This window comes from Streptomyces mesophilus, from assembly GCF_011044995.1.
GTDB lineage: Bacteria > Actinomycetota > Actinomycetes > Streptomycetales > Streptomycetaceae > Streptomyces > Streptomyces mesophilus.
Genome location: NZ_JAAKZW010000002.1, coordinates 21,129 through 47,407, shown reverse-complemented (window position 1 = coordinate 47,407; position 26,279 = coordinate 21,129). Strand labels below are relative to the sequence as shown.

21 protein-coding genes are annotated in these 26,279 nt (G+C 71.7%); 8 read left to right on the top strand and 13 right to left on the bottom strand.

The features are described from left to right. Positions 1-44 precede the first annotated feature (44 nt). Positions 45-746 carry a TetR/AcrR family transcriptional regulator gene (locus G6045_RS00975; RefSeq protein WP_328707615.1) on the top strand — a complete coding sequence of 234 codons (702 nt, stop codon included), beginning with the start codon at positions 45-47 and terminating at the stop codon, positions 744-746. 73 nt (positions 747-819) lie between these two features. Here G6045_RS00975 and G6045_RS00970 read toward each other — a convergent pair whose 3' ends face one another. Next, a complete protein-coding gene (locus G6045_RS00970; protein WP_165329785.1) occupies positions 820-3,933 on the bottom strand; it encodes an AfsR/SARP family transcriptional regulator in 3,114 nt (1,037 codons plus the stop codon). Between the two features lie 200 nt (positions 3,934-4,133). Here G6045_RS00970 and G6045_RS00965 point away from each other — a divergent pair, with 200 nt between their 5' ends. Both G6045_RS00965 and G6045_RS00960 read left to right on the top strand, forming a co-directional pair. Beyond that, positions 4,134-5,048, top strand: a complete 915-nt coding sequence (locus G6045_RS00965) for a hypothetical protein (protein WP_235967381.1) — start codon at positions 4,134-4,136, stop codon at positions 5,046-5,048. A 56-nt stretch (positions 5,049-5,104) separates the two neighbouring features. Continuing rightward, entirely contained in the window at positions 5,105-5,578 is a 474-nt protein-coding gene (locus tag G6045_RS00960) for a hypothetical protein (RefSeq protein ID WP_165329784.1), read from the top strand. A 46-nt stretch (positions 5,579-5,624) separates the two neighbouring features. Here G6045_RS00960 and G6045_RS00955 read toward each other — a convergent pair whose 3' ends face one another. After that, complete coding sequence (locus tag G6045_RS00955; RefSeq protein ID WP_165329783.1) at positions 5,625-6,137, bottom strand: GNAT family N-acetyltransferase; 513 nt, start codon at positions 6,135-6,137, stop codon at positions 5,625-5,627. A gap of 140 nt (positions 6,138-6,277) precedes the next feature. Between G6045_RS00955 and G6045_RS00950 the strand changes: the two genes are divergently transcribed. Continuing rightward, entirely contained in the window at positions 6,278-6,775 is a 498-nt protein-coding gene (locus tag G6045_RS00950; RefSeq protein WP_165329782.1) for a peptidylprolyl isomerase, read from the top strand. Positions 6,776-6,848: 73 nt separating this feature from the next. Here G6045_RS00950 and G6045_RS00945 read toward each other — a convergent pair whose 3' ends face one another. From G6045_RS00945 to G6045_RS00930, 4 genes are all read right to left on the bottom strand, one after another. Then, on the bottom strand, positions 6,849-10,286 hold the full coding sequence (locus G6045_RS00945) for a phosphodiester glycosidase family protein (RefSeq protein ID WP_165329910.1): 3,438 nt from the start codon (positions 10,284-10,286) through the stop codon (positions 6,849-6,851). A 270-nt stretch (positions 10,287-10,556) separates the two neighbouring features. Then, positions 10,557-12,599 (bottom strand): SpoIIE family protein phosphatase, encoded by a 2,043-nt coding sequence (locus tag G6045_RS00940; protein ID WP_165329781.1) that lies wholly within the window; start codon positions 12,597-12,599, stop codon positions 10,557-10,559. Positions 12,600-12,652: 53 nt separating this feature from the next. Then, positions 12,653-13,288, bottom strand: coding sequence for a trimeric intracellular cation channel family protein (locus G6045_RS00935; protein WP_165329780.1), 636 nt, complete (start codon positions 13,286-13,288; stop codon positions 12,653-12,655). A gap of 178 nt (positions 13,289-13,466) precedes the next feature. Then, positions 13,467-14,792: a DUF6777 domain-containing protein gene (locus G6045_RS00930; protein ID WP_206343139.1), complete on the bottom strand. Its 1,326-nt coding sequence runs from the start codon at positions 14,790-14,792 to the stop codon at positions 13,467-13,469. A gap of 81 nt (positions 14,793-14,873) precedes the next feature. Between G6045_RS00930 and G6045_RS00925 the strand changes: the two genes are divergently transcribed. Next, on the top strand, positions 14,874-16,328 hold the full coding sequence (locus G6045_RS00925) for a lipase maturation factor family protein (RefSeq protein WP_165329779.1): 1,455 nt from the start codon (positions 14,874-14,876) through the stop codon (positions 16,326-16,328). A gap of 34 nt (positions 16,329-16,362) precedes the next feature. Here the strand turns inward: G6045_RS00925 and G6045_RS00920 are convergent, their stop codons facing one another. The 5 genes from G6045_RS00920 to G6045_RS00900 are packed head-to-tail and all read right to left on the bottom strand — an operon-like array spanning position 16,363 to position 20,668. After that, positions 16,363-17,214: an amidohydrolase family protein gene (locus G6045_RS00920; RefSeq protein WP_165329778.1), complete on the bottom strand. Its 852-nt coding sequence runs from the start codon at positions 17,212-17,214 to the stop codon at positions 16,363-16,365. Between the two features lie 22 nt (positions 17,215-17,236). Beyond that, positions 17,237-17,551, bottom strand: a complete 315-nt coding sequence (locus G6045_RS00915; protein ID WP_165329777.1) for an L-rhamnose mutarotase — start codon at positions 17,549-17,551, stop codon at positions 17,237-17,239. Then, positions 17,548-18,549, bottom strand: a complete 1,002-nt coding sequence (locus G6045_RS00910; RefSeq protein WP_165329776.1) for an aldo/keto reductase — start codon at positions 18,547-18,549, stop codon at positions 17,548-17,550. Before G6045_RS00910 ends, G6045_RS00915 begins: the two co-directional genes overlap by 4 nt. Then, positions 18,546-19,301 (bottom strand): SDR family NAD(P)-dependent oxidoreductase, encoded by a 756-nt coding sequence (locus G6045_RS00905; protein ID WP_165329775.1) that lies wholly within the window; start codon positions 19,299-19,301, stop codon positions 18,546-18,548. The genes G6045_RS00910 and G6045_RS00905 overlap by 4 nt, the downstream gene beginning before the upstream one ends. Then, complete coding sequence (locus G6045_RS00900) at positions 19,298-20,668, bottom strand: enolase C-terminal domain-like protein (RefSeq protein ID WP_165329774.1); 1,371 nt, start codon at positions 20,666-20,668, stop codon at positions 19,298-19,300. The genes G6045_RS00905 and G6045_RS00900 overlap by 4 nt, the downstream gene beginning before the upstream one ends. A 307-nt stretch (positions 20,669-20,975) precedes the next feature. Here G6045_RS00900 and G6045_RS00895 point away from each other — a divergent pair, with 307 nt between their 5' ends. Then, complete coding sequence (locus G6045_RS00895) at positions 20,976-22,316, top strand: amidase (protein WP_165329773.1); 1,341 nt, start codon at positions 20,976-20,978, stop codon at positions 22,314-22,316. A gap of 108 nt (positions 22,317-22,424) precedes the next feature. Here G6045_RS00895 and G6045_RS00890 read toward each other — a convergent pair whose 3' ends face one another. Next, positions 22,425-22,604 carry a hypothetical protein gene (locus G6045_RS00890; RefSeq protein WP_093607003.1) on the bottom strand — a complete coding sequence of 60 codons (180 nt, stop codon included), beginning with the start codon at positions 22,602-22,604 and terminating at the stop codon, positions 22,425-22,427. Between the two features lie 596 nt (positions 22,605-23,200). Between G6045_RS00890 and G6045_RS00885 the strand changes: the two genes are divergently transcribed. Both G6045_RS00885 and G6045_RS00880 read left to right on the top strand, forming a co-directional pair. After that, positions 23,201-23,743: an inositol oxygenase family protein gene (locus G6045_RS00885; RefSeq protein ID WP_165329909.1), complete on the top strand. Its 543-nt coding sequence runs from the start codon at positions 23,201-23,203 to the stop codon at positions 23,741-23,743. A gap of 72 nt (positions 23,744-23,815) precedes the next feature. After that, positions 23,816-24,655, top strand: coding sequence for an SDR family oxidoreductase (locus G6045_RS00880; protein WP_165329772.1), 840 nt, complete (start codon positions 23,816-23,818; stop codon positions 24,653-24,655). Between the two features lie 117 nt (positions 24,656-24,772). Here G6045_RS00880 and G6045_RS00875 read toward each other — a convergent pair whose 3' ends face one another. After that, positions 24,773-26,254: an SDR family NAD(P)-dependent oxidoreductase gene (locus tag G6045_RS00875; protein WP_165329771.1), complete on the bottom strand. Its 1,482-nt coding sequence runs from the start codon at positions 26,252-26,254 to the stop codon at positions 24,773-24,775. Positions 26,255-26,279 lie beyond the last annotated feature (25 nt).

Genomic DNA, 26,279 nt, shown 5'->3' with positions numbered 1-26,279 from the left:
AGAACAAGTGTGGAACAGCGTTCCAATCATGTCAAAATGGACGTGTGACACCACCACCGACGCCCAAGAAGCCCGAGCGACGCACCACCCCCCTTTCCCGCGAGCGAATCGTCGATGCCGCCATCGACCTGCTGGACACGGCAGGCGAAAGCGGATTGACCTTCCGAGCGCTGAGCGAACGCCTGGCCACCGGCCCCGGCGCGATCTACTGGCACGTGGCCAACAAAAGCGAACTCCTGGTCGCGGCCACAAACCGCGTCGTCAGCATCGCGCTGGCCGCACAAAAGGCCGGGCAGCCGGGAGCGATACACGACGTCGCCCTCGGCCTCTACGACGCGATCGAAAAGCACCCGTGGCTCGCACCCCAGATCACCGCCCAGCTCTCCCACAACCCCACCGGCCCGGTGACGATCCTCATCTTCGAGGACATCGGCCGCCAGGTGTCCGCGCTGGACGTACCCGCGAGCAGCTGGTTCACCGCGACGACCGCCCTGATGCACTACATCCTCGGCGCCGCTGGCCAGAACGCCGCGAACCTCGCGCGCGCCCGCAGCCTCGGGCCGGACGCCGATCGCAGCGCCTACATGGACACCGTGGCGGGCGCATGGAAACAGCTCAGCCCCGAGGACTACCCCTTCACCCGAGCCGTCGCCGAACAAGGACTCGACCACGACGACCGCACGCAGTTCCTGGCCGGCATCGACCTCATCATCACCGGCGTCACGGCCGGCCCGCCCACCGCCTAGCAGCCGAGGGAAGGCCGAGCCCGCGTGCCGCCCAGCTACAGCGCGCCGTCACCAACCTCCGTGGGCAGAACAGCTAGTCGTACGCAGCCGACGGCGCCAAGGTCTGCGTCTCCCACGGCGGCGGGCGGTACCCGGTCCGCGTCCGCAGATGAGCGGCGTGGGCGAGGTGGTGGGCCGCGGCCGCGGGATCGTCGTCGGCGTGGGCGAGGGCCGCGAGCACGAGGCGGGCCCGGCATTCGGCCGGGCGCAGCCGGAGCTCCTCGGCCGCGGTGAGGGCGAGTTCGGCGTGGTCCGCCGCGATGGCGGCATCGCCCTGGGCGAGGTGGACGCGGGCGAGGCCGATATGCGCGTCGGCCTCCTGGTGGCGGTACTTCCGGCCGCGGCTCAGGAGCAGCGCCTCCTCCAGATGCCGGCCCGCCTGCCCCGGGTCCGCCGCCATCAGGTCCAGGCTGCCCGAAGTGAGCAGGCTGTCGATCTCCTTGGCCGTGTACCCGAAGGCGCGCGACATCTCCAGGGCCCGGACGGCGTGCGTACGGGCGAGGCCGAGGTGGCCGCGGTCGCGGTGCACACGGGCCAGGATCTCGTGCGTGGCGGCCTCGTTGTGCTGCTTGCGGTGTTCCCGGCACAGGCGCACGGCCTCGGTGGCGTCGGCCAGCGCGTCCTCGTAGCGGCCGAGACCGTGCAGGGCCACCGCGCGGCCGGTGAGCGGACCGATGCCGGCCACCGCGTGCTCGTGCTCCGCCGAGGTCGCGATCGCCTCGGTGCTGAAGGCGACGGCCTGCTCCAAGTCCCCCAGGTACGTGTGGGACTGGCCCGCGAGGTCCAGTACGGGGCACAGCTGCGCGGGCATCTCGAGGCCTCGGTATATCTGGATGCTGCGGTGCAGATGGTCGACGCACTCGGCCACATCGCCGCGCAGCCCGTGCTGGACACCGAGGTTGGCCAGGACCGCGGCCTCGCCGGGCGCGAAGCCGCCGTCGTGGTAGCGCCGGCGCGCGAGGTGGAAGTGGTCGAGGGCCGCGGCGAAGTCCCCGGCGTCCTGGGCCAGTGAGCCCAGGCTGAGCCGCATCGCTGCCTCGGCCAGCACATCGCCGGCCTCGATCGCCGCCCGCAGTCCGGCCGTTGCCGCCGTCCGCCAGTCGGTGTGGTGCTGGCGGTAGTAGAAGTACATCCGCAGCTGGTCGGCAAGCAGCCAGGCGGTGGCGCCGGGCCCCTCCTTCGCGGCGCGGGTGATGAGCGCGACGAGATTGGCGCGCTCCTCGTCGAGCCAGGCCGTCGCGCCGTGCCGGTCGGCGAAGCGATCGGATGCGGCACGTTGCCGGGGCAGTTGCAGCATCGCCGCGTAGTCGAAGGCGGTCGCGGCGTCGGCGGTGGCCAGATACCAGTCGCACAGCCGCTGCCGAGCCGCCGCACGGTCCGGATCGGCGGCGGCGTGCTCGGCCGCGTAGAGCCGCAGCAGATCGTGGAACTGGAACCGGTCGGCCGCCGTGCGCTGGACGAGTCCGGCCGTGGCCAGCTGGTCGAGGAGTTCCTCGGTGTCGTACGGGGAGACCGGTCCCAGGAGCGCGGCGGCCGCCTCAGCGCCGAAGTCCGCGCCGGGGTGCAGCCCGAGGAGACCGAAGAGCCGGGCCGCCTCGGGGGCAAGGGTGGCGTACGAGTGGTCGAAGGCGCTGCGCACGGCGGCCTGGCGGTCGCCCGCGATGGACAGCTTGGCGAGACGTCCGTCCTCGGCCAGTTCGGCCGCATACGCGGCCAGGGAACGTCCCGGTCGTGCGGCCAGGTTGGCGGAGGCGATGCGCAGGGCCAGGGGAAGCCGGGCGCACAGGTCGGCGAGCCGCTCGGCCGCCGCCGGTTCGGCCCGTACCCGCTGCTCGCCGAGCGCGCCGGTCAGCAGATGGTGGGCCTCGCCGGGATCGAGGACGTCGAGCGGTACAGGGCGGGCCGCGTGGCTGGCGATGAGGCCGCGCAGATCGAAGCGGCTGGTGATCAGCACCGCCACTCCGGCGGTACCGGGCAGCAGCGGCCGGATCTGCTCGGCGTCCGCGGCGTCGTCGAGCACGAGGAGGACGCGGCGGTCGGCGGTCCTGCTGCGGAAGGCCGCCGCGCGGTCCTCCGCCGACTCCGGGATCGCGGCCGGCTCCTGCCCCGAGGCGCGCAGCAGTGCGGCGAGCACCTCGGACGGGTGGCGCGGCCGTTCACCGGTGCCGAGGAGCCGTACGTACCACTGTCCGTCGGGGAACACCGGCCGCAGACGGTGGCCCAGGTGTACGGCGAGGGCCGTCTTGCCCACGCCGGGCGAGCCCGAAAGGACCACCGGGCGGGCGGCAGGGGTGGTGAGCAGCTCCTCCAGGCGCCGCACCAATGCGGCCCGTCCGACGAACCCCCGTACGGCGAGAGGCAGTTGACACTGCACGGACCAGGTGGCCGCCTCCGCCGAAGGCGACGCCGCCTGCTCCCCCGGGGCCGTGAGCGCCGCGTCCCCGGCGAGGATCGCCTCGTGCAGTTCCCGCAGCCGGCCGCCGGGGTCGATGCCGAGCTCCTCGCGCAGCAGCCGGCGCACCCGCCGGTAGTGGGCGAGCGCGTCGGCCTGCCGTCCGCAGCGGTACAGCGCGAGCATGTACTGGGCGGCCATCCGCTCGTCCAGCGGGTGGGCGGCGCAGCGCGCGGACAACTCGGCCTGGAGCTCGGCGTGTTGACCGAGCCGCAGCATCAGGTCGGTGCAGTCGAGATCGGCGGCGAGCCGCTCCCTGACCAGGGCCTCCCGGGTGGCGTTGAACCAGGGGGCGTCGGCGCCTTCGAAAGGTTCGCCGCCCCAGAGACCGAGCGCTTCCTCGTACGCGGCCAGCGCGATGGCGTCGTCGGCCTCGGCGCGCGCCGCCGCGAGCAGCCGCCGGAAGCGGTGCACATCGATGGCCTGCGCGTCGGCAGTCAGCACATAGCCGCCCGGCAGGCGGTCGATGGCGCAGGGCAGCAGGCGGCGCAGCCGGGACAGATAGCTGTACAGCGTGTCCTTGGCGCGCTTCGGCGGAGTATCGGCCCAGACCCGCTGGACGAGCTGGTCCACCGGTACCGCGCGCCCCACGTCCATCAGCAGTGCCGCGAGCACGGACCGCTGCCGTGCGGGCCCCAGGTCCATCTGTCTGCCGTCGGCCACCGCCTCGATGCCGCCGAGCAGTCGAAACTCCATCGCCCAGCCCCTGTGTCCCGCGCCGCACCCTCTTGGGGGCGTTCCCCGCTGGGGATTCTAGATCCTTGCAAGGTCTGTTCAGGGTCTGTCGAGCACTGTGGTGGTGAGCACGGGGGCCGCCGCAGGAACGCCCGCGGCTGCCGCATCGGGGGGCGGCGGCCGCGGGGGCGCTGACACGACTCGGGGGAGAGTGCACCGCCTTGAAACAAGTTCTCGCAGCAGCGGCCGCCGTGCTCGTCATGCTGGGCGCGGTCGGCTGCGCAGCGGAGGCGGCCGATGTGCCCCAACGTGCCGACCTCCCACGGAGGTTGACGCACGCGGAGGAGATGCTCGTCGACCGGGCCCGCGAGGCGCTGATCGAGAAGTGCATGGCCGAGACGGGCTTCACGTATCGGCCGGTGCCGGTTGCCTCGCTCGCCGAGCGCAAGATGGGCGGCTACGTGCTCGACGACGTGACCTGGGCCCGTCGGCACGGGTACGGCACCCGCCTCTCCGAGGGGCTCGCGGATGTGCAGCGCAACGACCCCAACCACGCCTACGCCAGAGGGCTCCCGAAGGCCGAGCGTATCCGCTACTCGAAGACCCTCGACGGTGACCCGTCGGGCGGCATGCTGACGGCCGAGCTCCCGGCGGGCGGAACGGTGCGGACACCTCGGGACAGTTGCGTGGCCGAGGCGAAGGGCGAGCTCTACGGGGACTTCCCCGCGTTCTTCCATGCCGAGAAGGCCGCCACCGGCCTCGTACCTCTGTATGCGCCAGAAATCCTGAAGGACCGCCGCTTCGTCAACGCGCGCGAGGAGTGGGCGTCGTGCATGAGCAAGCGCGGTCACGACTTCGCCGATCCGGCAGCGGTCCGGGAGCGCCTGCCCCAGCTGACCCACGGGGTGAGCCGGGACAAGGCCCACGTCATCGAGGTGGAACTCGCCGTGGACGAGGCCGAATGCGCCACGAAGGAGACGGCACTGGTTCGTACGGCACGGGCCTTGGAGACCGAATACGTCGACGGCCTCGACGAGTACCGCGACGAGCTCACCGATTACCGGCGCATGCAGCACGGGGCCCTGAAGCGAGCCCGGGAGCTGTGCGCCGAGTACGCATGCGTCCCGGGCCGCTGACGGCCCCGGACTGATCCGATCACCCGCGACACCACCCAATGGAAGAGGAGTGCCCCATGCGCAAAACCTTTGCCCTGCTCGCGGCAACGACCCTGGCCGGGCTCGGAGCTCTGCTCCCTGCGACGAGCGCCCAGGCGGAGTCATGGCAGTGCGACAACAAGTGGCACAACGCGTCATCGGGCTACTTCTACGCGTACGACTTCAAGAACTGCGGCACCCAGCTCGGCCGCGCCGCCGGCAATGACAACGACTGGGGTGACCTGTCGGGCAACTTCACCAACTATGACGCCAACCAAGCCGAGTCGGTCCTGCACAAGGGCACATCCGGCCTCTCCGTCGCGGTGTACGACGCCGAGAATTACGGGCGCGGGGTCGCCTGCATCAGAAAGGCCGAGTTCTACGCCAGCGATCTGTCCGACAACCGCTTCAGCACCTACGGTCCAGGCACCGGCCGGGCACTGGTGGCCAACAACATCGAATCGCACCAGTGGGTCACGGACACCTACTGCGCCAGCACCTTCCTGAGCTGACGCGGTCTTGAGGGGAAGCGGGCGACCCCTGCTTCCCCTCCCTCCGTCAGCGCATCTCCTTCTCGAACCACGCCACGTCCCAGTACCGCCCGAACTTGCGGCCCACCTCGCGGTGCGTTCCGGCGGGCTTGAAGCCGAAGCGTTCGTGCAGCTTGAAGGAGGCCTCGTTGGGGACGGTGATCCCCGCGTACGCGCGGTGGACGTCCTCCTCGGCGAGGAGCTCGAAGAGGGCGCTGTACAGCCGGCTGCCCAGGCCGCGGCCGCCGTACTCGGGCGCGAGGTAGACGCTGGTCTCCACGGAGGTGAGGTACGCGAGCTTGGGGCGGAAGGCGCTGCTGGTCGCGTAGCCGACGATCTTGCCGTCCTCCTCCGCGACGAGCAGCCGGTGCGGGCCCTGCGCGGGGTGGGCAAGGAGCCAGTCGCGGCGCTGGACCACCGTGACCGGGTCGATGTCGAAGGTGATCGGCGTCTCGACGATGTAGTGGTTGTAGATCCGGGTGAGCTCTTCGAGATCGTCCTCGTGCCCCGGCCGTATCCGCGCCGTCGTGCTCTGCTGCATGCGTGCCTCCTCGACCGCCGACGGTACCGCAGCGCGGGGGCCTGCCGCGAACTCGTTTGCCCAGGTCAGAGGTGACGCGCGGAGACACGATCGTGGGGGTGTGGACATCTCACCCCCGGCGGGATGTCAGGATGGGACGCATGACAACCAAGGTCTATTTCGACATCGACATCGACGGCGCCCCCGCCGGGCGGATCAACTTCAACCTCTTCGACGACGTCGTCCCGAAGACGGCGGAGAACTTCCGCGCGCTGTGCACCGGTGAGAAGGGCTTCGGCTACAAGGGCTCGCCGTTCCACCGCGTCATCCCCGAGTTCATGCTCCAGGGCGGTGACTTCACCCGCGGTGACGGCACCGGCGGCAAGAGCATCTACGGCGAGAAGTTCGCCGACGAGAACTTCACGCTGAAGCACGACCGTCCGGGTCTGCTCTCGATGGCCAACGCCGGCCCGAACTCCAACGGTTCGCAGTTCTTCGTCACCACCATCGTGACGGGGTGGCTCGACGGCAAGCACGTGGTGTTCGGCGAGGTCGCCGACGAGGACTCGATGAAGCTCGTCAAGAAGATCGAGTCCCTGGGCTCGGGCAGCGGCCGCACTCGCGGCTCGATCACCATCGCCGACTCCGGCGTGCTCTGATCGCTCGTACGCGCCTTCGGTGGCCCCGGTCCGGACGTTCGGACCGGGGCCACCGGCATGTCCGGCCGGTGCGTCAGGCCCCGTCCGCCGCGGCGACCCGCAGGTCAGCGGCGCTCGCGATGAGCACCTCGGCCCGCTGCGTCAGGCCGTTCACCGTGACCGCGAGCGTCACGCTGCCCGGCCGCAGCGCGGTGAGCTCGCCCGTGTCCGGGTCGTACGCGGCCACGTGCCGGCGCCGGGCGTCGTCCGGGTCGCCGATGTGCACGTTCGGCGATCCGGTCCAGTCCGCGCTCACCGGGAAGGCGACCGGGACCTGACGGGTGCCCTGCGTGACCGTCGCCTCGACGTCCCCGCTCTGTCCGGGCGCGAGTGTCTGCGGCGCGGTGAGGGCGAGCGAGTCCGCGTGGGCGCGGGTCTGCACGGAGATCCAGTCGGGGCCGCCCTGCCACGGCCGCTGCCGCGCCTCGGCCTGCTCGCCGCGCGTCACGCGGTCGACGCCGACCAGGGACCAGCCGGTGAAGCCGCCCTTGTCCGCGGGTCCCGCGGGGTTCTTCCCGGAGTTGCCGTTGATCAGATACGGCACCGAGTCGACGTGCGCGGCATGGAACACCCCGACATGGCTGCCGATGAACGCGGCGCCCTTGCCCGACGTACGGCGGAAGTCACCGAGCCACTGTTCAAGCAGCGCGGCCTCCTTGCGGTCGCCGAGCTGACTGCCCTTCTGCGGGGTCGGGTCGCGCGGCGGTACGTGCTGGATCACCGTGACCGAGGAGACCGAGGGATCCTCCGCCGCCTGGTCGAGTGCGGCACGCAGGGCCTTGATCTGGGCGAAGCCGCCGCCGCGCAGCGACAGGCTGGAGGTGTCGAGGGTGACGAACCGGGTGCCCTCGTGGTCGAACACCCGCTGGGCGGGGCCGAATTCGGCGGTGAAGTTGTCGATCTTCCCGCCCATCACCTCGTGGTTGCCGGGCACGTAGTACCAGGGCACGGTGTCACCGAGTTCCTCGGTGAGGATCGTGCGGGCGAAGGCGAGGTCGGCGGGGGCGCCCTCGTCGACGAGGTCGCCGTTGATGACGAGGAAGTCCGGCCGGGCCGCCTTGATCTCGCGCAGGGTGCGGCGGGCCTGCTGAACGATCGGACTCCCGGGCTCACGGGCCACGAACTGGGCGTCGGACATCACCGCGAACTGCCAGTCGCGGCCCTCCGTCTCGGCTGCCGAGTCGATCAACTCGTCGGCCACGGTGGGCTGTTCGGGCACCTCCACGCTGGGTGGCACCTGGGCGGTGAGCTCGTCGATGACGACCTCTCCGGTGTACTGCTTGGCCGCGGTGGCCTCCGCCAGATAGAAGCGGAAGACGGACAGCGGCATCGGCGTGCTCTGCGGCACGGTGAAGGTGACCTGCTGCCAGCCCGTCCAGGTGACGTACGGGCCGCGCAGCACCAGGTCGGATCCGGCGCCGTCCTTGAGGTGCAGGCTGGGCCAGGCGCCCTTGCCGTCGCCCTTGATCCACAGCTTGAACGACTGTGGACTGCCGGGGACCGCGATGCGCTGGGGCGGGGTCAGATAGGCGGCGCGGGTGGCGGTGGAGAGCGAGAAGTCGTACGTCACCTTGAGGCCGGTGCCGGTCTGTCCGTCGGGGGTCGGCTCGGCCTTTCCGGCGGCGCGGGCGTGGCTGAAGGTCCAGTTCGCGGCGTCGTCGAAGGCGGCGACGGGCTGCTCGTCGAGGCCGATGCTGACGACGAGCAGGGTCTCCTCGCCCTGGACGGTGGCCTTGATCTGGCCGGCGCCTTTGGCGCTCAGGGGTGTGACGGTGAACGCTCCGCGTCCGTCGTCGCGTATCTCGAACTGCGCCCGGTCGTAGTCGAGCCGCACGTCGCGCGGCTCGATGGGCGCGCTGGTGCCGTGCACGTCATAGCCGACGAGCCCGAACGTGCCGGTCGCCGACGCGTCCGCGAGGCCGACGCGGCGGGTGGTGGGTTCGATACGGGCGAGGTCGTCGACGACCGTCAACTCGGTGCTGCCGTGGGCGGATCCGCTGCTCGCGCGGACCTCGGTGGTGCCGCTGCGGCGGGCGGTGAAGAGTCCGTCGTCCGAGACGCGGCCGATGTCCGCGCGCTCGGCCCGCCAGTGCGGCCGGCCCGCGGCGGGCCCGTAGGTCTCGTCGTGTCCGGCGGCGGTGAGCACGCGGCTGAGACCGGGGAAGACGCGCTCGGGGTGGCCGCCGCGCACGGGGTCGGCGGTCGGTGCGGCGAGCGCGGGTGTGCGGGTCTCGACCCAGTAGCCCTCGAGGCGGCCGGTGCCGTCGGGCGCGGTGAGCGCGAGGCCGTTGGGGACGGTGCGTTCGCTGCCGTCGGAGGGGCTGTTCTCGACCTGGAGCGCGTCGCTGCCCGGCTCGCGGGCGATGAGCGTGGAGGAGCCGCCGCCGTCGAGGTTCAGGGCGTTGTGCGCGCCGGCCTGTTTCATCATCACGCCGAGTTCGGTGAGGGTGACGCCGCCGCTGTCGGCCTGGCGGCCGTCGACGGTGAGGATGTGCATCCGGCGGCCGTCCGCGGAGAAGCCGACGGCGGTGCGCGGGGCTGCGGTGTTGTTGCCCTGGCCCTCGTGGTTCTGGGCGACGCCGTCGACGACGAGGAGTTCGCGTCCGCCGACGGCCGTGCGCGGCACTTCGCCCTCGGTCCTCGGCCGGTACGCGATGCTCACCGCGTCCCCGGCCCGGAGACCCTTGAGCACCTCGGCGCCGGCCTCGCGCCCGACGAGCACGGTGGCACCCGCGGCGATCGGTCCGCTGCCGACGCGGTCGCTCACCGAGACGACCTTGCCGTCCTCGACGAGTGCCTCGGCCACAGGGGTCGCCTTGTCGACGGTCAGTGCGCGGTCGGCTGTGCCCCAGGCGTCGGTGTACGCGCCGATGCCGCCGGCCGGTACGTTCGCGGCGTTGTACGCGGCGAGCGCGTGCTCGCCCTGCGGGACCGTCAACGTCCCCTCGAAGTAGACCTCCAGGACCCTGCCCGCATCCTCGGGCCCGATCCCCACGGCGCGATGCGCGCCCGGCGCGGGCGACTGCACGAGCTGCCCGTCCTTGATGCCGGCGCCTTGCGGGGCCCCGGTCTCGTTGATGTCGAAGAAGTCCGCGTTGAGGGCGGCGACGGTCCGCCGGCCCTTGCCCGGGTCGTGCGCGGCGGCCAGCTCGGACACGGTCCGCCGCTCGGCGACCTTCCCGGAGTGCAGGTAGTCCGCCTCGGTCCCCTTGCCCAGATCCACGCTCAGCGCGTCGACCCGCAGCCATTTGTCCGACTCGAGTCGGTCGTACGAGGTGAGCGCGACGCCCGGCGCGATGGGCCGGGCGCTGCGCGCGGTCTCGATCCCGTCCCCGTCGACGATCGACCGCACCCCGGCGCCGGGTCCGCTCGCGGGCGGCGGTGCGACGGGCCGGCGTATCTCCGCGCTGTTCGCGGGTCTGGGATCGGTCCCGGAATCGGCGACGGCGGGGGTGAGAGCCCCCGCCGTCATGGCAGCTACGGTCGCCACCAGCGCGACCCAGCGCCCGGCTATGCCTGAAGCCACAACTACTCCTGCGTGACGGCGAGTTGCCCTGGGGGCAGATGTCGCGCGTCAGCATCGTCGTGGTCACATCGGGGCGCTAGGGGCCGGAGGGAACGGGACGGGAAACAGGTGCGGACGGCTTGATTACGCCGTGCAGAGGTTGAACCTGTGGCGACGCGTCAGCCGTCGGAGGGGCAGCCGGGCGCGTACTCCCGCACGAGCAGCGGCGGTTCGGGCTCAGTCGCGGTTCGGGACTGTGAACTCGCACCAGACGGCCTTGCCGCTCCCCCGGGACTCCACGCCCCAGACGTCGGCGAGGCGGTCGACCAGGAGGAGGCCGCGGCCCGAGACGCCTTCCTCGCCGGCTTCGCGGCGGCGGGGCAGGGCGCTGGAGGTGTCCTCGACCTCGACGCGCATCCGGCGTTCGACTCCGGACAGGACGCGCAACGTGATGATCGCGGCCCCTTCGGTGTGCATCAGGGCGTTGGTGACCAACTCGTCGGCGACCAGCTCGATTTCGTCGGAGCGGTCGCGGGCGCCCCAGGCGCGTACGGCCGCGCGGACCATATGGCGGGCCTCCCGCAGCGCCATCGGGTCGTTCGGCGCGACATGCTGCTGCAGCCGGCCGCCGGACTTGGGGGCGGCGGAACCCCGGCGGCGCAGCAGGAGCAGGGCCGCGTCGTCGTCGCCGCCGCGCCGGTCGGCGTCCTCGACAAGCCGCTCGGCGAGCGCCTCGAGGTCGGCGGGCCCCGACGCGACCTGCGCGGTGAGGGACTGCACGCCCTCGTCGAGGTCGTGCCCGGGCTCTTCGACCAGGCCGTCGGTGCACAGCAACAGGGTCTGGCCCGGGTCGAGTTCGAGGGTGGTGACCGGATACTCCAGGCGCCCGAACTCGGCGGAGAGACCGAGCGGCAGGCCCCCGGCCACGGGCGCGCGCCGGCACGTGCCGTCCTTGGCGCGAAGCAGCGGATCGATATGGCCGGCCCGTACGAGCTGGACGACTCCCGTGGTGAGGTCCGCCTGGACGTAGAGGCAGGTCGCGAACCGGTCCGTGTCGAGTTCGTGCAGGAAGACGGAGGCGCGGGCCATGACCGTGGCGGGCGTGTGCCCCTCGGCGGCGTACGCACGCAGCACGATCCTCAACTGGCCCATGACCGCGGCCGCATGGGTGTCGTGCCCCTGGACGTCGCCGATGACCGCGCCGACCTTCCCGCCGGGCAGCGGGATCACGTCGTACCAGTCACCGCCGATATCCCGGCCCAGCTTCGCCGAGCGATAGCGCACCGCGATCTCCGCGCCGTCGACGGCGGGGATGGAGCGCGGCAGCATCGCCTGCTGCAGACCCGCGGCGAGGTCCTTCTCCTGCTCGTAGAACATGGCGCGCTGAAGCGACTGCGCGATGCTGCTGCCGAGCGCGACCAGGAGGTTGCGTTCGTCGGCCGTGAAGCCGGTCTTGTCCTGGTAGAGCAGCCCGAGCGCGCCGATCGGACGGGCCTGCGCGATCAGCGGCAGATACGCGGCCGACGTGATGTTGAGGTGGCTGATGTGCGGCCACAGGAGGGGATAGGAGTCCGCGAAGTCCTCGCGGCTCTCGATGAACCGCGGCGCGAGCGTCCGCACGACTTCGCTCATCGGGTACGACTCGTCGATCCGTGTGAACCGCGTGCCGGGGACGAACGCGCCCGGCGGGCCCTCGGCGATGAGATGGATACGGCCCGCCTCGACCAGGCCCATGACCAGGCTCGCCGCGCCGAGGTTCGCCAGGCCCTGGGTCTCGTCGAGTACGTCGATGACGTCCTGCACGGTGCGGGCGTGGGCCAGGGCCGCCGTGGTGCCCTCGACGATGCTGGTCTGGCGGCGGGTCTCGGCGTCGTGCTCCATCCGGATCCGGGTTTCGAGCAGTTCCTCCTCGGCGTCCCGGATGATGCCGAGGATCCGGCGCGGCCGTCCGTTGTCGTCGCGGCAGATGTAGCCCTGGGTATGGGTCCAGCGCAGCGAGCCGTCCCTGCGGCGCAGCCGGAAGTAGGCGCCGTAGGTCCGGCTGCCGTTCTTGAGCGCTTCGGAGACCACGGCGTCCAGACGGTGGGCCTCGTGCGGCGGTACGCGGACACCCAGCGCCTCAGGCCGGCTGTCGTATTCGTCCGGGGTCACGTCGAAGACGTCATGGGCTGCGGGATCCATGTACATCTGGCCGCTCTCGAGATCCCAGTCGAAGCTGCCCGTGCGGTTCAGCGCGAGGATCGTTTCGGGCGGCGCAGGCCAGCGGTCCGGCTCGGACATGCGTCCACTTTGCCACGGTTTGCCCGTACCGGTGCGCTGGGCGTGCGGGGCCCTCAGCGGACCCGGCGCTCCGCGGCCCTCGTGGCCGAGTCCGCCAGGCGCGGCAGATGCAGCTCCCGGTGGATCGCCGCCATCCGCAGGGCGAAGACAAGACCGGCGGCGACCACGGTGCCGAGCGTGTCCGATGCGCCCGCCCAGTGCAGCAGGAGGTACCCGACGGCGCCGGCGAGGGCGGCGGTCGCGTACACCTCCTCGCGAAGGAGCAGCGGCGGGAACTCTCCGCACAGCACATCGCGTACGACTTCACCGGTGACACCCGTGAGCACCGCCAAAATGATGACCGCGAACGGGGTGACCCCGGCGTCGAGCGCGGCCCGCGCCCCGATCACGGTCACCACGGCGAGGCCGATCGCGTCCACGGTCATCAGGGAGCGGTGGGGCAGCTCCCAGCGCCGCAGATAGAGCATCGTGGCGACGGCCGTGCAGCTGATCACGGTGAGCAGCACCCAGTCGTGCGTCCAGTACAGCGGGTGCCGGCCGAGGATCAGGTCGCGCAGGGTGCCGCCGGATATGGAGGCGGCGAAGGCCAGGACGATGCCACCGAAGGGGTCCATGTTCGCGCGGTGCGCGGCGAGGACACCACTGGCCGCGAAGGAGGCGACTCCGACGAGGTAGAGGACGTGCAGCACGGAGCTTCCCCCTGGAAACGGCGTACGGGCAGGAGTTCCGAGAACACCACGCGCCGCCTTGTCCATGCTTCGTCCTTCCGGCCGGGGTGTCCGGCCGGAAGGACGAGATTCGGTGTACGGGTTCGATCCGGGGGCCGTCAGGCCCGATCCGGGGCCGTCAGGTCCGATCCGGGTGCCGTCAGCCGGTGAAGGACTCCGGCAGGGTCGGGTCCGGGATGAACGGGGTGTCAGGACCGGGCTCGACATCGGGGGCGTCCGGGACCGTGTCGGGCCCGGTCTGGTCACCGGGGCCGTCGGGCACGGTCTCGTCCTGCGGCAGGCTCGGGATGTCCGTACGGTCCGTCGGCTCCTGCGGCGGGTTCTCGCCGCCGTCCGGCTGCGTGACGTCACCGCCGTCCGGCGCCGGTGTGTCGGTGTCCGGCACCGGGACGGGCAGCGGGATCGGGCATCCGGCCGGGATGGTCGGCGTCGGCGCACCGGGGGCGGTGGGCGTCGGGGAGACCGTCGGGCAGTCGGTCGGGCTCGGCGTATCGCTGGTCTCGTCGCCGTCGGGCGTCGCGCTGTCGGACTCCGCCGGGTCGGTGCCCGTCGGGTCGTCCGTCGGGTCGTCCGGATCGGTGGTCGGGTCGTCCGGGTCGGTGGTCGGGTCGTCCGTGGGCGGCTCGGTCGTCGGGTCGTCCGGGTCCGTCGGGTCGATGTCCGTGGGGTCGGGCGTGGGCGTGGGCGGCGGGACGATCTTGTCCTTGTCGCCGTCGTCGCCGATCGGCCGCTCGATCCAGGTGTTGTTGGTGATGTTGATGATCGTGATGTTGTTGATCACGGTGGTGGACGGCTTGACCACGATGACGTTCGTGGGGTGGTAGCCCTGCCACGGCTGACCGTGATGCGTCGCGTCCTTGTGCAGAGCGGCGGGCGGCGTCAGCGGATTGCCGCAGGCGCAGCGCACCCGCGGCAGGCCCCGGTTGTCGACCAGCACCGCGCTGCCCGCCTGGAGCACGGACTGGAAGCTGGTGGCCTGTCCGCCGCTGTAGCCGTGATTGGTGACGCGGGTGTCGACCCGCAGCTGTACGGGGGTGAGGCCGCGCAGCCAGCTCGGGACATCGCCCTGCGAGATCCCCTCGACCTGCGCGAACGCGCGGGCCTTGGCCTGGTCGGCGGTGAGGAAGCGGACCTGCTGCTCGACATCGCAGCTGCTGACGGACTGCGTTCCGCCGTACAGACCGGGCGTCGAACCCTGGTAGCTCCTGACCCCGGCCTGCGAGGGCGAGGCGGACTGGGTCGGCGACGGTTGCGGCGTACGGGTGACAGGGGGCGGAGTCTCGGTGACCTTCGCGGTCGAGTCCGTGAAGGGATCCGGGCCGGCCGCGGCGACGGGCTGGAGGAACAGTTCCTTGTCACTGCCCGTATCGCCCGCGTCGTTCTCGCCGCCGCTGGAGCAGCCCGCGACCAGCAGGGCTCCGGATATCGCGAGGGCTGTGACATAGCGCCTGGTCGGTGAGTGCACGCCGTTCTCCCGCCTGTTTTCTGGCCGTACGTCCCTCATTGTGTGAATCGCGTTTTGGGCCCCGCAACCCACAATGGAGAGGTGGAGTGGTTCACGGCGCCCGACTACTGGCTCGCCCGCCTCGTCTTCCAGCGGGTGCTCGCCGCCGTGTATCTGCTGGCCTTTCTCGGCGCGGCCCTGCAGTTCCGTGCGCTGATCGGTGAGCGGGGCATGCTGCCGGTGCCCCGGTTCGTGGCGCGGGTGCCGTTTTGGCGGGCGCCGAGCCTGTTCCAGCTGCGCTACTCGGACCGCCTGTTCGCGGCCGTCGCCTGGACGGGAGTTCTGTGCTCGCTCGCCCTCCTGGCGGGCTTGGACGCCGAACTGCCCCTGTGGGCGGGCATGGTGCTGTGGGCACTGCCCTGGCTGCTCTATCTCTCGATCGTGAACGTGGGGCAGACCTGGTACGGCTTCGGCTGGGAGTCGCTGCTTCTCGAGGTCGGCTTCCTCGCGGTCTTCCTCGGCCCGCACGATCTGGCCCCGCCGCTCCTGGTCCTCTTCCTGCTGCGCTGGGTGCTGTTCCGGGTGGAGTTCGGCGCCGGGCTGATCAAACTGCGCGGGGACGCGTGCTGGCGCAAGCTGACCTGTCTGGACTACCACCACGAGACCCAGCCGATGCCGGGCCCGCTGAGCTGGTTCTTCCACCATCTGCCCAGGCCCTTGCACCGGGTCGAGGCGGCGGCGAACCACGTCACCCAACTCGCTCTGCCGTTCCTGCTGTTCACTCCACAGCCCGTCGCCTCGTACGCGGCGGCCGTCATGGCCCTCACCCAGCTGTGGCTGGTCCTGTCCGGCAACTTCGCCTGGCTGAACTGGCTGACGATCGCGCTCGCGGTCTCCGCGATCGACTTCACGCCGGTGACGGGCGCACCGCCCGCGCTGTCCCGGCCTCCTCTCTGGCACGAGGTCCTCGTCCTTGCCGTGACGGCGCTGGTCCTCGTCCTGAGCTACCGCCCGGCGCGCAATCTGCTCTCCCGCCGCCAGGTCATGAACACCTCCTTCGACCCGCTCCATCTGGTCAACACCTACGGCGCGTTCGGCACGGTCGGGCGCGTCCGTCAGGAGATCGCGGTCGAGGGCACCGAGGAAGCGGTCCCGCTGCCGGACGGGGCCGGCTGGAAGGAGTACGGCTTCCACGGCAAGCCAGGTGAACTCACCCGGCTGCCCCGCCAGTTCGCCCCGTACCATCTGCGGCTCGACTGGATGATGTGGTTCGCGGCGCTCTCCCCCGCGTATGCCCGCAGCTGGTTCGGACCGTTCGTGGAACGGCTGCTCGACGGCGACCGGGACACGCTGCGGCTGCTGCGCCACAACCCGTTCCCCGACGCGCCGCCGCGCTTCGTCCGGGCGCGCGTGTACCGCTACCGCTATACGACCTGGGACGAGCTGCGGGCGACCGGGGCGTGGTGGCAGCGGGCCTACGTACGGGAGTTCCTGCCGCCGACGCGGCTCGACACGCCCCGGAGCACCGCGGAGACCCCGGACCCCTCAGGGCGCTGAGAGCCCGTGGATCAGGGCGCTGAGAGCCCGTGGGTCAGAGCGCTGAGAGCCCGTAGACCCGCCTCGCCGTTCCGGCGAAGATTTCCCGACGCTCGCTCTCGTCGAGGCCGGCGGTCAACTCCCGCGCGGTGTCGAGGACTTCCCCGTACGAGGCCGCGAGCCGGCACACCGGCCAGTCCGAGCCGAACATCAGCCGCGCGGGCCCGAAGGCCTCCAGGGCCGTCTCGGCGTACGGGCGCAGATCGCGCACCGTCCAGCGCGCCCAGTCCGCCTCGGTCGCCAGGCCCGAGAGCTTGGCGACGGTGTTGGGCAGTGCGGCAAGGGCCCGCACGTCAAAGGCCCAGGGCTCCAGCCCGCCGTCCGCGATCGCCGGTTTGCCGAGGTGGTCGAGGACGAAGGTCAGCTCGGGAAGTCCCGCGGCCGCCTGCACGCAGGCCGCCAGCTGGTGCGGTTTCACCACCAGGTCGTACGCGAGGCCCGCGCCGGCGACCGCGACCAGTCCTCTGCGTACGTCCGGACGCAGCAGCCACCCGGGGTCGGGCTCGCCCTGGACCTGGTGCCGGATGCCCACCAGGTGTGCGCCGCCCGGGAGTTCGCGCAGCCGTGCCAGTTCGTCCGCGACATCCGGGGCGGTGAGGTCGGTCCAGCCGACGACTCCCGCGACCAGGTCGCTCGCGGCGGCCAGGGCCAGGAACTCGGGGGTCTCGTCCGCCACGGTGACCGTCTGGACCAGGACGGTGGCGGAGACCTCCGCCGCCCGGGCCTCCGGTTCCAGGTCGGCGAGGGTGAAGTCCCGGCGGATCGGGGCCAGTTCGGGGCCGGTGATCCAGTCCTGGTCGCGGACCGCGAGGTCCCACACGTGGTGATGCGCGTCGACGAGGGTCACGGCAGCTCCCGCACCATGGTCGTCACGGCAGCTCCCACACAACCGGCAGCGAGGCGTCCGAGCCTTCCGCCGAGTAGTCGTGGATCACGTCCAGGAGCTCGGCCATGCGGGCCTGCCAGGCGATGTTGACCGGCAGCTTCTCCAGTGCGGCGAGCAGCGCGGCGTAGTCCTCGCATTCGAGGAGGTGGAAGAGGTCCGTGCCGCTGCGCCAGATCGTCCAGGAGTGCGCGCCCGCCGCCCGGATCGCGGCGACGAGTTCCCCCGGCACCTCGCGATGCGCGGCCTCGTACTCGTCGATCCGGTCCGCACGGACCCGGGTGTGCAGCGCGACTCTCATCCGGCCGCCGCCTCCCCGGGCACCGGCACGTCTTCGGCGAGCAGCCCTTCGGTCTTGAGCTCGGCCCAGAATCCGGCGGGCACCGGCGTGGCGAACTGCTGTGCCGTATCCCGCACTTGGTCGGCCGAGCGCATCCCCACCAGGACGCCGGCGACCGCCGGATGTCCCAGGGGGAAGGCGAGCGCGGCCGCGCGCAGCGTGGTGCCGTGCTGTTCGGCGAGCTCCTTGATGCGCCGGGCCCGGGCCAGCAGGTCGTCGGGCGCGGTCGAGTAGTTGTACGTGGCTCCCGGCCGCGGTTCGGCGAGGATCCCCGAGTTGTAGACGGCCGCGGCGATCACACTCCTGCCGCGGGCCTCGGCCTCGGGCAGCAGCGCCTTGAGCGCGATCTGGTCGAGGAGGGTGTAGCGCCCGGCGGCCAGGACCACATCGGTGTCGGTGTCCGTGATGAAGCGGGTCAGCATTTCGGCCTGGTTCATTCCGGCGCCGATCGCGCCCACCACGCCTTCGGAACGCAGTTGCTCCAGCGCCGGATAGCCCTCGCGGAACGCCCATTCCTCGTGGTCGTCGGGGTCGTGCAGATAGACGATGTCGACCTGGTCGAGGCCGAGGCGTTCCAGACTGCTCTCGATGCTGCGCCGGACGCCGTCCGCGGTGAAGTCCCAGACCCTGCGGTGCGTCGCGGGCACCGCGAAGCCGCCGGCCGCGAGATCGTCGCCGCCGCCGTCGTACGGCTCGAGCAGCCGGCCGACCTTGGTGGAGAGGGTGTAGCTGTGGCGGGGCTGCTCGCGCAGCACCTCGCCGAGGCGGCGCTCGGAGAGGCCGAGACCGTAGTGCGGGGCGGTGTCGAAGGTGCGGATCCCCGCGTCCCAGGCGGCGGTGATCGCCTCGTACGCCTGCTGGTCGGGCACCGGCGCGAAGAGTCCGCCGATCGGGGCGGCGCCGAACGACAGGCGCGAGACCATGACGTCGGTCGAGGCGAGGCGGGAGGTGGCGATCATGATGTCACCGGCCGGAGCCTGAGGCCCTGCATGCCGCCGTCGACCGCGAGCGCCACTCCGGTGCTCGCGCCGGCGGACGGGCTCGCCAAGTAGGCGATGGCCGCGGCGACTTCCTCGGCCGTGACGAGCCGGCCGGTGGGCTGGCGGGCTTCGAGAGCGGCGCGCTCGGCGGCCGGATCCTCGGCGGCGCCCAGGAGCCGGCCGACCCAGGGGGTGTCGACCGTGCCGGGGTTGACGCAGTTCACGCGGATGCCTTCGCGGACGTGATCCGCGGCCATGGCGAGGGTGAGGGAGAGCACCGCCCCCTTGGAGGCGCTGTAGAGCGCGCGCTGCGGCAGGCCCGCGGTCGCGGCGATCGAGCAGGTGTTGACGATGGCCGCGTGCCGCGAGGCGCGCAGATGGGGCAGCGCGGCGCGCGTGGTGCGGACCATGCCGAGCACATTGACGTCGAGGACGCGGTGCCACGTCTCGTCGTCGTTGTCCTCGACGGTGCCCTGGGCGCCGATCCCCGCGTTGTTGACCAGGATGTCCAGGCCGCCCATCTCCTCGGCGGCCGCGGCCACCGCTTCCCGTACGGAGGCGTCGTCGGTGACGTCCGCGCGCCGGGCGAGCAGCGGTTTGTCCACCGACTCCGGGGCGAGGTCGAGGACGGTGACCTGCGCTCCGCGTGCCGCGAGGAGTTCCGCCGTGGCCCGGCCGATGCCCGAGGCGCCGCCGGTGACAAGGGCCTTGAGCCCGTCGAACTCGGTCATGCCGCTGCTCCCTTCCGCTGCAGAAGATCATGGTGGTGCGGGTCCGGTGTGGGAAGGGCCTCGGCCCAGTACGTACCGTCCGGATAGCGGTAGCGCTCCAAGGACTCGGGGTGCATGGCCGCGGAGAAACCGGGCGCGGACGGGGCAACGTAGTGGCCGTCGCTGATGACGACCGGGTCCTGGAAGTGCTCATGGAGATGGTCGACGTACTCGATCATCCGGTCGTCGGTGGTGCCGCTGAGCGCCACGTAGTCGAACATCGCCAGATGCTGGACGAGTTCGCACAGTCCGACGCCGCCGGCGTGCGGGCAGACGGGGACGGAGAACTTGGCGGCGAGCAGCAGGATCGCCAGGTTCTCGTTGACGCCGCCGACGCGGGCCGCGTCCAGTTGCAGGATGTCGATCGCGCCGGCCTGGAGGAGCTGCTTGAAGACGATGCGGTTCTGTACGTGTTCACCGGTCGCGACCTTCACGGGCGCGACCGAGCGGCGGATCTCGGCATGGCCGAGCACGTCGTCCGGGCTGGTGGGTTCCTCGATCCAGTACGGGTCGTACGGTGCGAGCGCCCGGGTCCAGGTGATCGCCTCGTCCACGTTCCAGCGCTGGTTGGCGTCCACGGCGATGCGGAAGTCCGCGCCCACGGCGGCCCGCGCGGCGGCCATCCGGCGCAGATCGTCCTTGAGGTCGGCGCCGACTTTCAGCTTGATCTGGGTGAAGCCGTCGGCGACGGCCTCGCGTGCGAGACGGGCCAGCTTCTCGTCGGAGTAGCCGAGCCAGCCGGGCGAGGTGGTGTACGCCGGGTACCCGCGCACCCGCAGCCGCGCCGAGCGCTGGTCCGCGTCCACCCGGCCGCGCTCCAGGAGGGCGAGCGCCTCGTCCGGGCCGAGCACATCGGCGATGTAACGGAAGTCGATCTGTGAGACCAGCCAGGCCGGTTCGGCGCGTGCCAGGAGCTGCCACAGCGGCAGTCCCGCGCGCTTGGCGGCGAGGTCCCAGACGGCGTTGACGACCGCCCCGATCGCCATATGCATGACGCCCTTCTCCGGGCCGAGCCAGCGCAGCTGGCTGTCGCCGATCAGGTCGCGGTTCAACGAGCCCGGATCGGCGCAGAGTTCCTCCACCGGCCGGCCGACGACATGCGGGCGCAGGGCTTCGATGGCGGCCACCTGGACGTCGTTGCCGCGCCCGATGGTGAAGGCGAACCCGTGCCCCTCGCGCCCGTCGCCGGCGTCGGTGCGCAGCACGACGTAGGCGGCGGAGTAGTCGGGGTCGGGGTTCATGGCGTCGGAGCCGTCGAGCTCGGCCGAGGTCGGGAAGCGGATGTCGAAGGTGTCGACTGCCGTGATACGAGCGGGTGTTGGCGTCACGGCTCTCTCTTTCATCAGACCTCTGAGGCAGCACGAGTATTCATCGGAGGTCTCCAGCTGCACAAGACCTCGCAGCCGCCAAGATCCGGTGACTTGCTCGCGAAGAGGTCGGATCACCCTGGCCTGTCGGGTCGTTCAGGACCGTCAGTCGACCTTGAGCACCCGGACATGCCGCCCGGCGATGCACGGGCGCACTCGCGCCGCGCAGCCTCGACGGGGAGCGCCGGACGCGGCACAGTGCTGGCCTGAGGGGCGGGATCATCGAGAAGCGGGCGGCGGCGCCGTACGCGCGGGGCGAGGAGCGACAGTGAGCAGTTGGGCAGGGCAGAGTGCCGAACAGATCGCCGCGGCCGTACGGGCGAAGACCGTCACACCGCGCGAGGTCGTGGAGGAGCATCTCGCGCGGATCGAACTGCTCGACGCCCGTGTGGGCGCCTTCCGCAAGGTCCGCGCACGCGAGGCGCTCGCGGAGGCGGAGGCGCTCGCCACGCACCCGGATCTGGTCCGACTCCCGCTCGCCGGCGTACCGGTGGCGGTCAAGGACAATCTGCCCGTACGCGGCGAGTCCACCCGCAACGGGTCGGCCGCCACGCCGGACGCACCGGCCACCGAGGACCATCCGACGGTGGCGCGCCTGCGGGCCGCCGGCGCGATCGTGGTCGGCCTCACCAACGTTCCCGAACTGTGCGTGTTCGGTACGACGGACGGGGTGCACGGCACGGCCCGCAACCCCTGGGACACCTCGCGCACGGCCGGCGGCTCGTCCGGCGGGAGCGCGGCCGCGGTGGCGGCCGGGATGGTGCCGCTCGCGCTCGGCAACGACGGGATGGGCTCACTGCGGATACCGGCCGCGAACTGCGGCGTGCTCGGCGTCAAGCCCGGCGACGGAGTGGTCCCGCGCGAGCTGGGCGGCGGCTGGTTCGGGCTCTCGGAGAACGGTCCCCTCGCCACGACGGTCGCCGACGCCCGCCTCATGCTCTCGGTTCTCTCCGGCGCCCCTCCGCGGCCGGCCGCCGGCACGGACCGTCTCAAGATCGCGGTCTCCGTACGCAGTCCGCTGGCGGGCGTACCGGTCACCAAGGCCTGGCGGACCGCGGCGCAGGAGGCGGGCAAGGCGCTGACCGGGGCTGGCCATCGGGTCGAGGCCGCGGATCCGCCGTATCCGCTCTGGCTCGGCGCGTCCGCGCTCGCGCACTGGACGGCGGGCACCCATGTGGACGCGCGGAGCCTGGACCGTAAGCAGCTGACCCGCCGCACCCGTACGCATGCGGCGCTCGGCCGTCGCTCACTGGCCCGGGTGGAGCGCGGCGAGGGGCGGGCCCGGCTGCGTGCGCTGCTCGAGCCGTTCTTCGAGGAGCACGACATCCTGCTGACCCCGGCACTCGCCCGCCGGGGTCCGGCCGCGGCGGCGTGGCACGAGCGGGGCTGGCTGCGCAACATCAGCGCCAACACCCGCTATTCGCCGCTCACTCCGGTGTGGAACCTCACGGGCTGGCCCGCGCTTTCGGTCCCGTTCGGCGTGCTCTCCTCAGGGCTGCCCTGTGCGGTGCAGCTGGTGGCGGCGCCACACCGGGAGGCCGAACTCCTGGACCTGGCCGCGGTGTTGGAGTCACTGCGCCCGTGGCGGCGGCACGCGCCCACGCCTTGAGCCGAGGATCGCACCCACCGCGTGAGCCGAGGGTTGCACCCACCCCGCGAGCCCAGGTCCGGGCGCGCACACCAGGTACGTGCGCGCGCCCGGACCCCGGTGCTTGCCTCAGTCCACGCTCGGCAGAATGTGCGGCTCGGCGAGGTCGTCCTCGTACCCCGCGAGGCGGATCGGCGCCGACCGCGCCCACACCTCGAGGCTGCCCAGCTGGTCCCCGCGCCGGCGGCCGGCTCGGTCGCGCCGTTCCTTGGGGGCCAGTTGCTCACTCTTGGACTTGTCTGGTGTCACCGCGCACTCCTTATGTGTCGCGTAACCCCCGGTCGTACCGGCAACGCCCGCACTCCGGGGCGCCGCGGCCGCCCGGTAGGGGCATCGTCTCGGCCAGTTCGGTCGCGGTGGCGCCGGTGTCTCCTGCGGGGCTCACCGTGGTGACCGGCTTGCCCCAGGACGGACCCAAGGGTGTGGGTGGAACCCGTTGTGACGGTCCGTCCCGACCAGAGTAACCAAATGAGCGCGCCCCCGCTCTATGGGGAGGCAAAGTCTTGGTACAACCCCGGGGATACGGCGCAAAACGTCGGTGCAGTTTCCCGATTCCGGCCGGATCAGGCTCTCGGCTGCGCACGGTTCAGCCCCTGTTGGCCTCACGGTCAGCCCGGCCTGCTCTCCTGGCACCGCACGCACAGCCCACAAACCGCGCCGCATACCCCACAAGCCGCACACCCCACCCCGCAATCCGCACCGCACACTCCACCCCGCCGCGTCGCGCCCCCGCCCGCGGTCGGGGACCGGAAGGAGCCGCCATGGAGTCGCGCACCGAGTCGCCGACGGTGACGAGCGTCCGCACCTTCGACGAACCGACGAGCATCCGCACCATCGACGAACTGATGACTCTGCTGCACGCCTGCCGGGGCGCCTGGGACACCCCGGACCGCAGCGGCGATCCCGTCGATCTGCACGACCACGCCCTGCAGACCGCCGCACTCCTGCGCCGCTCCCACCCCGCCGACAAGGAGCTCCAGGTCGCCGGGCTCGTGCACGACCTCGGTCATCTGCTGCGGCCGGGCGACGACGCGGCGCACGCCGACCACGCCGCCGCGGCGGTGGGCCCGCTGCTCGGTCACCGGGTGGCGGAGCTGGTCCGGCTGCACGTACCCGCCAAGCGCTACCTCGCCGCGACCGAGCCCGGCCGCCCTCTGTCCCAGCAGAGTGCGCTGACGCTACGGGCACAGGGCGGGGTGATGACGCACGAGGAAGCGGCGGCGTTCGCGGCCCACCCGTATGCGGAGGATGCCGTCACGCTGCGGCAGGCCGACGACGCCGGGAAGGTGGTCGGTCTCGACGCCGGGGTCATGGAGGACTGGCGGCCGGTGCTCGAGCTGGTGGCGGGTGCGGTCGGGCGGCCGACCGGGTCGCGCACGCCCAGGTGACAGGGCCGGCTACGCGCGGCTTCCAAGTGCACGGCTCTCCCTCTTGACGCCCCGTCATGTCACCGTACGCGGATGGCATCTCAAGGAGCGGAACGCGAACTCGACGGCAGGGCAGCCCTGGTGACCGGTGCGACGCGCGGGATCGGCCTCGCCGTCGCCCACCGGCTCGGGGCGGCGGGTGCGGGCGTGTGTGTCACGGGGCGCGATCCCGACGGGGTGCGGCGGGCCGTCGATGACCTGGACAAGTCCGGGGTGAGGGCCGTCGGTTGCGCGGGAGACGTGGCCGACGCGGACCACCTCGCGGCCTGCGTACGCCGGACCGTCGAGGCGTTCGGGCGCCTAGACATCCTCGTGAACAACGCCGCCACGAACCAGCCGTACGGTCCCCTGATGGACGCCGACCCCGACCACTGGACCGCGGCCTTCGCCACCAATGTCGAAGCCCCGCTCCGGCTGGTCCAGTTGGCGTGGCGGGCCTGGATGCGCGAGCACGGCGGGGCCGTCGTGAACATCGGCACCGAGGGCACCCATGGCGTCGGACCGAACGTCGGCGCGTACGGCACGAGCAAAGCGGCCCTGGCGCACCTCACCCGCCAGCTCGCCGGTGAACTCGCCCCGGGGGTACGGGTGAACGCCGTCTCCCCCGGCCTGGTGCGCACCGAGATGGCCCGCTTCGTCTGGGAGGGCGCCGAACGGCGGATCGCGGACGGGCTGCCGCTCGGCAGGATCGGCGAGCCCGAGGACATCGCCGAGGCGGTGCACTGGCTGGTCTCGGACGCCGCGCGCTGGGTGACGGGCACAGACCTGCTCGTGGACGGCGGTACGCGGGTACGGACGGCGTCCGGATCAGCCGCCGGATACGCCGTCCACGACCAGCTGCGGGCGGCGGGCGGAGGAGGCACCGACCACTAGAAGGTCCGGGCGGAGAGACGCCGTTCCCTCTCTGCAGCACCGGCCGGTCGAGCCCCAGCCTGCTTCGCTGCCACGGAGCGGGCCTCGGCCGTTCGGCCAGAGTTCAGCAGCTGCCGCCTACCACTTGCCGGGCGCGTAGTCCTTCAGGAAGACCCCGTACACGTCCTCGCCCGCCTCACCGCGGACCACCGGGTCGTACACCCGGGCCGCGCCGTCGACCAGGTCGAGGGGGGCGTGGAAGCCCTCCTCGGCGAGGCGGAGCTTGTCGTAATGCGGACGCTCGTCGGTGATCCAGCCGGTGTCGACGGAGGTCATCAGGATGCGGTCCGTCTCGAACATCTCGGCGGCACTGGTGCGCGTCACCATGTTCATCGCGGCCTTGGCGGCGTTCGTGTTGGGGTGGCCCGCGCCCTTGTAGCCGCGGTTGAACACCCCTTCCATCGCCGACACGTTGACGACGTACGCCCGCCCCGAAGCGGCCTTGCCCGCGGCCTCGGCCATCGAGGCGCGCAGCTTGCTGATGAGGATGAACGGCGCGGTGTAGTTGCACAGCTGGGTCTCGAGCAGCTCCACCGGGGAGATCTGCTCGATGGACTGCACCCAGGTGTTGGTGTCCACGACGTCGGGCACCAGACCGCCCGCGTCGATGGCGGTGCCGTCGCGGTGCTTCTCGATGCTGGCGTGACCGCCCACGAGCGCGAGGTCGGCGACCTGCTGTGCGTCCATACCGGAGATCCCGGCCGGCAGGGCCTGGATACCGTCCACCGCACCGGAGTTGAAGGCACCGATGACGTGGTACGGAGGCAGCTCACCGGCGGGCAGCGGCGCGCTCTCGCCGTCGACCAGGGCGGCATACGCGGAAGGCAGCCGGCGCACGGTCTGCGTGGCGTTGTTGATCAGGATGTCGAGCGGACCCTGCTCGGCGACCTGGTCGGCGAGCGAGACGGCCTGCGCCGGGTCGCGCAGGTCGATGCCGACGACCTCGAGACGGTGGATCCAGTCCGCGGAGTCGTCCATCGCCTTGAAGCGGCGGATGGCGTCCTTGGGGAAGCGCGTGGTGATCGTGGTGTGCGCACCGTCGCGAAGCAGCCGCAGCGCGATGTACATGCCGATCTTCGCGCGGCCGCCGGTGAGCAGCGCACGCTTGCCGGTCAGATCGGCGCGGGCGTCGCGCTTGGCGCGGTTCTCGGCGGCGCACTTCTGGCACAGCTGGTGGTAGAACGCGTCGACCTCGACGTACCGCGCCTTGCAGACGTAGCAGGAACGCGGCCGCTGCAGTATCCCGGCGATCTCGCTGACCACGGACGAGCTGGGCAGCAGCCCCTGGGTCTCGTCGTCGATGCGCTCGGCGGAACCGGTGGCCGTCGCGTGCGTGACCTTGCGGTCGTGCTCGGTCTTCGCGGCCCGGCGCTCCTGGCGGCGGCGCTGCTTCACGGTGCGGTAGATCCCGGCGGTGGCCCGGCGGACCGCGATCGCGTCGGGGTGGTCGACCTCGATCTTGTCGAGCTCGTCGAGCACGGCGAGACAGATGGCGAGCCGCTCCGGATCGATGCCGGGGCCGAAGTCCTGGCTGTCCGGGGTGTCAGTGGTCACGGTCATCGCCGCTGCTTCCTCGTACGGGTGG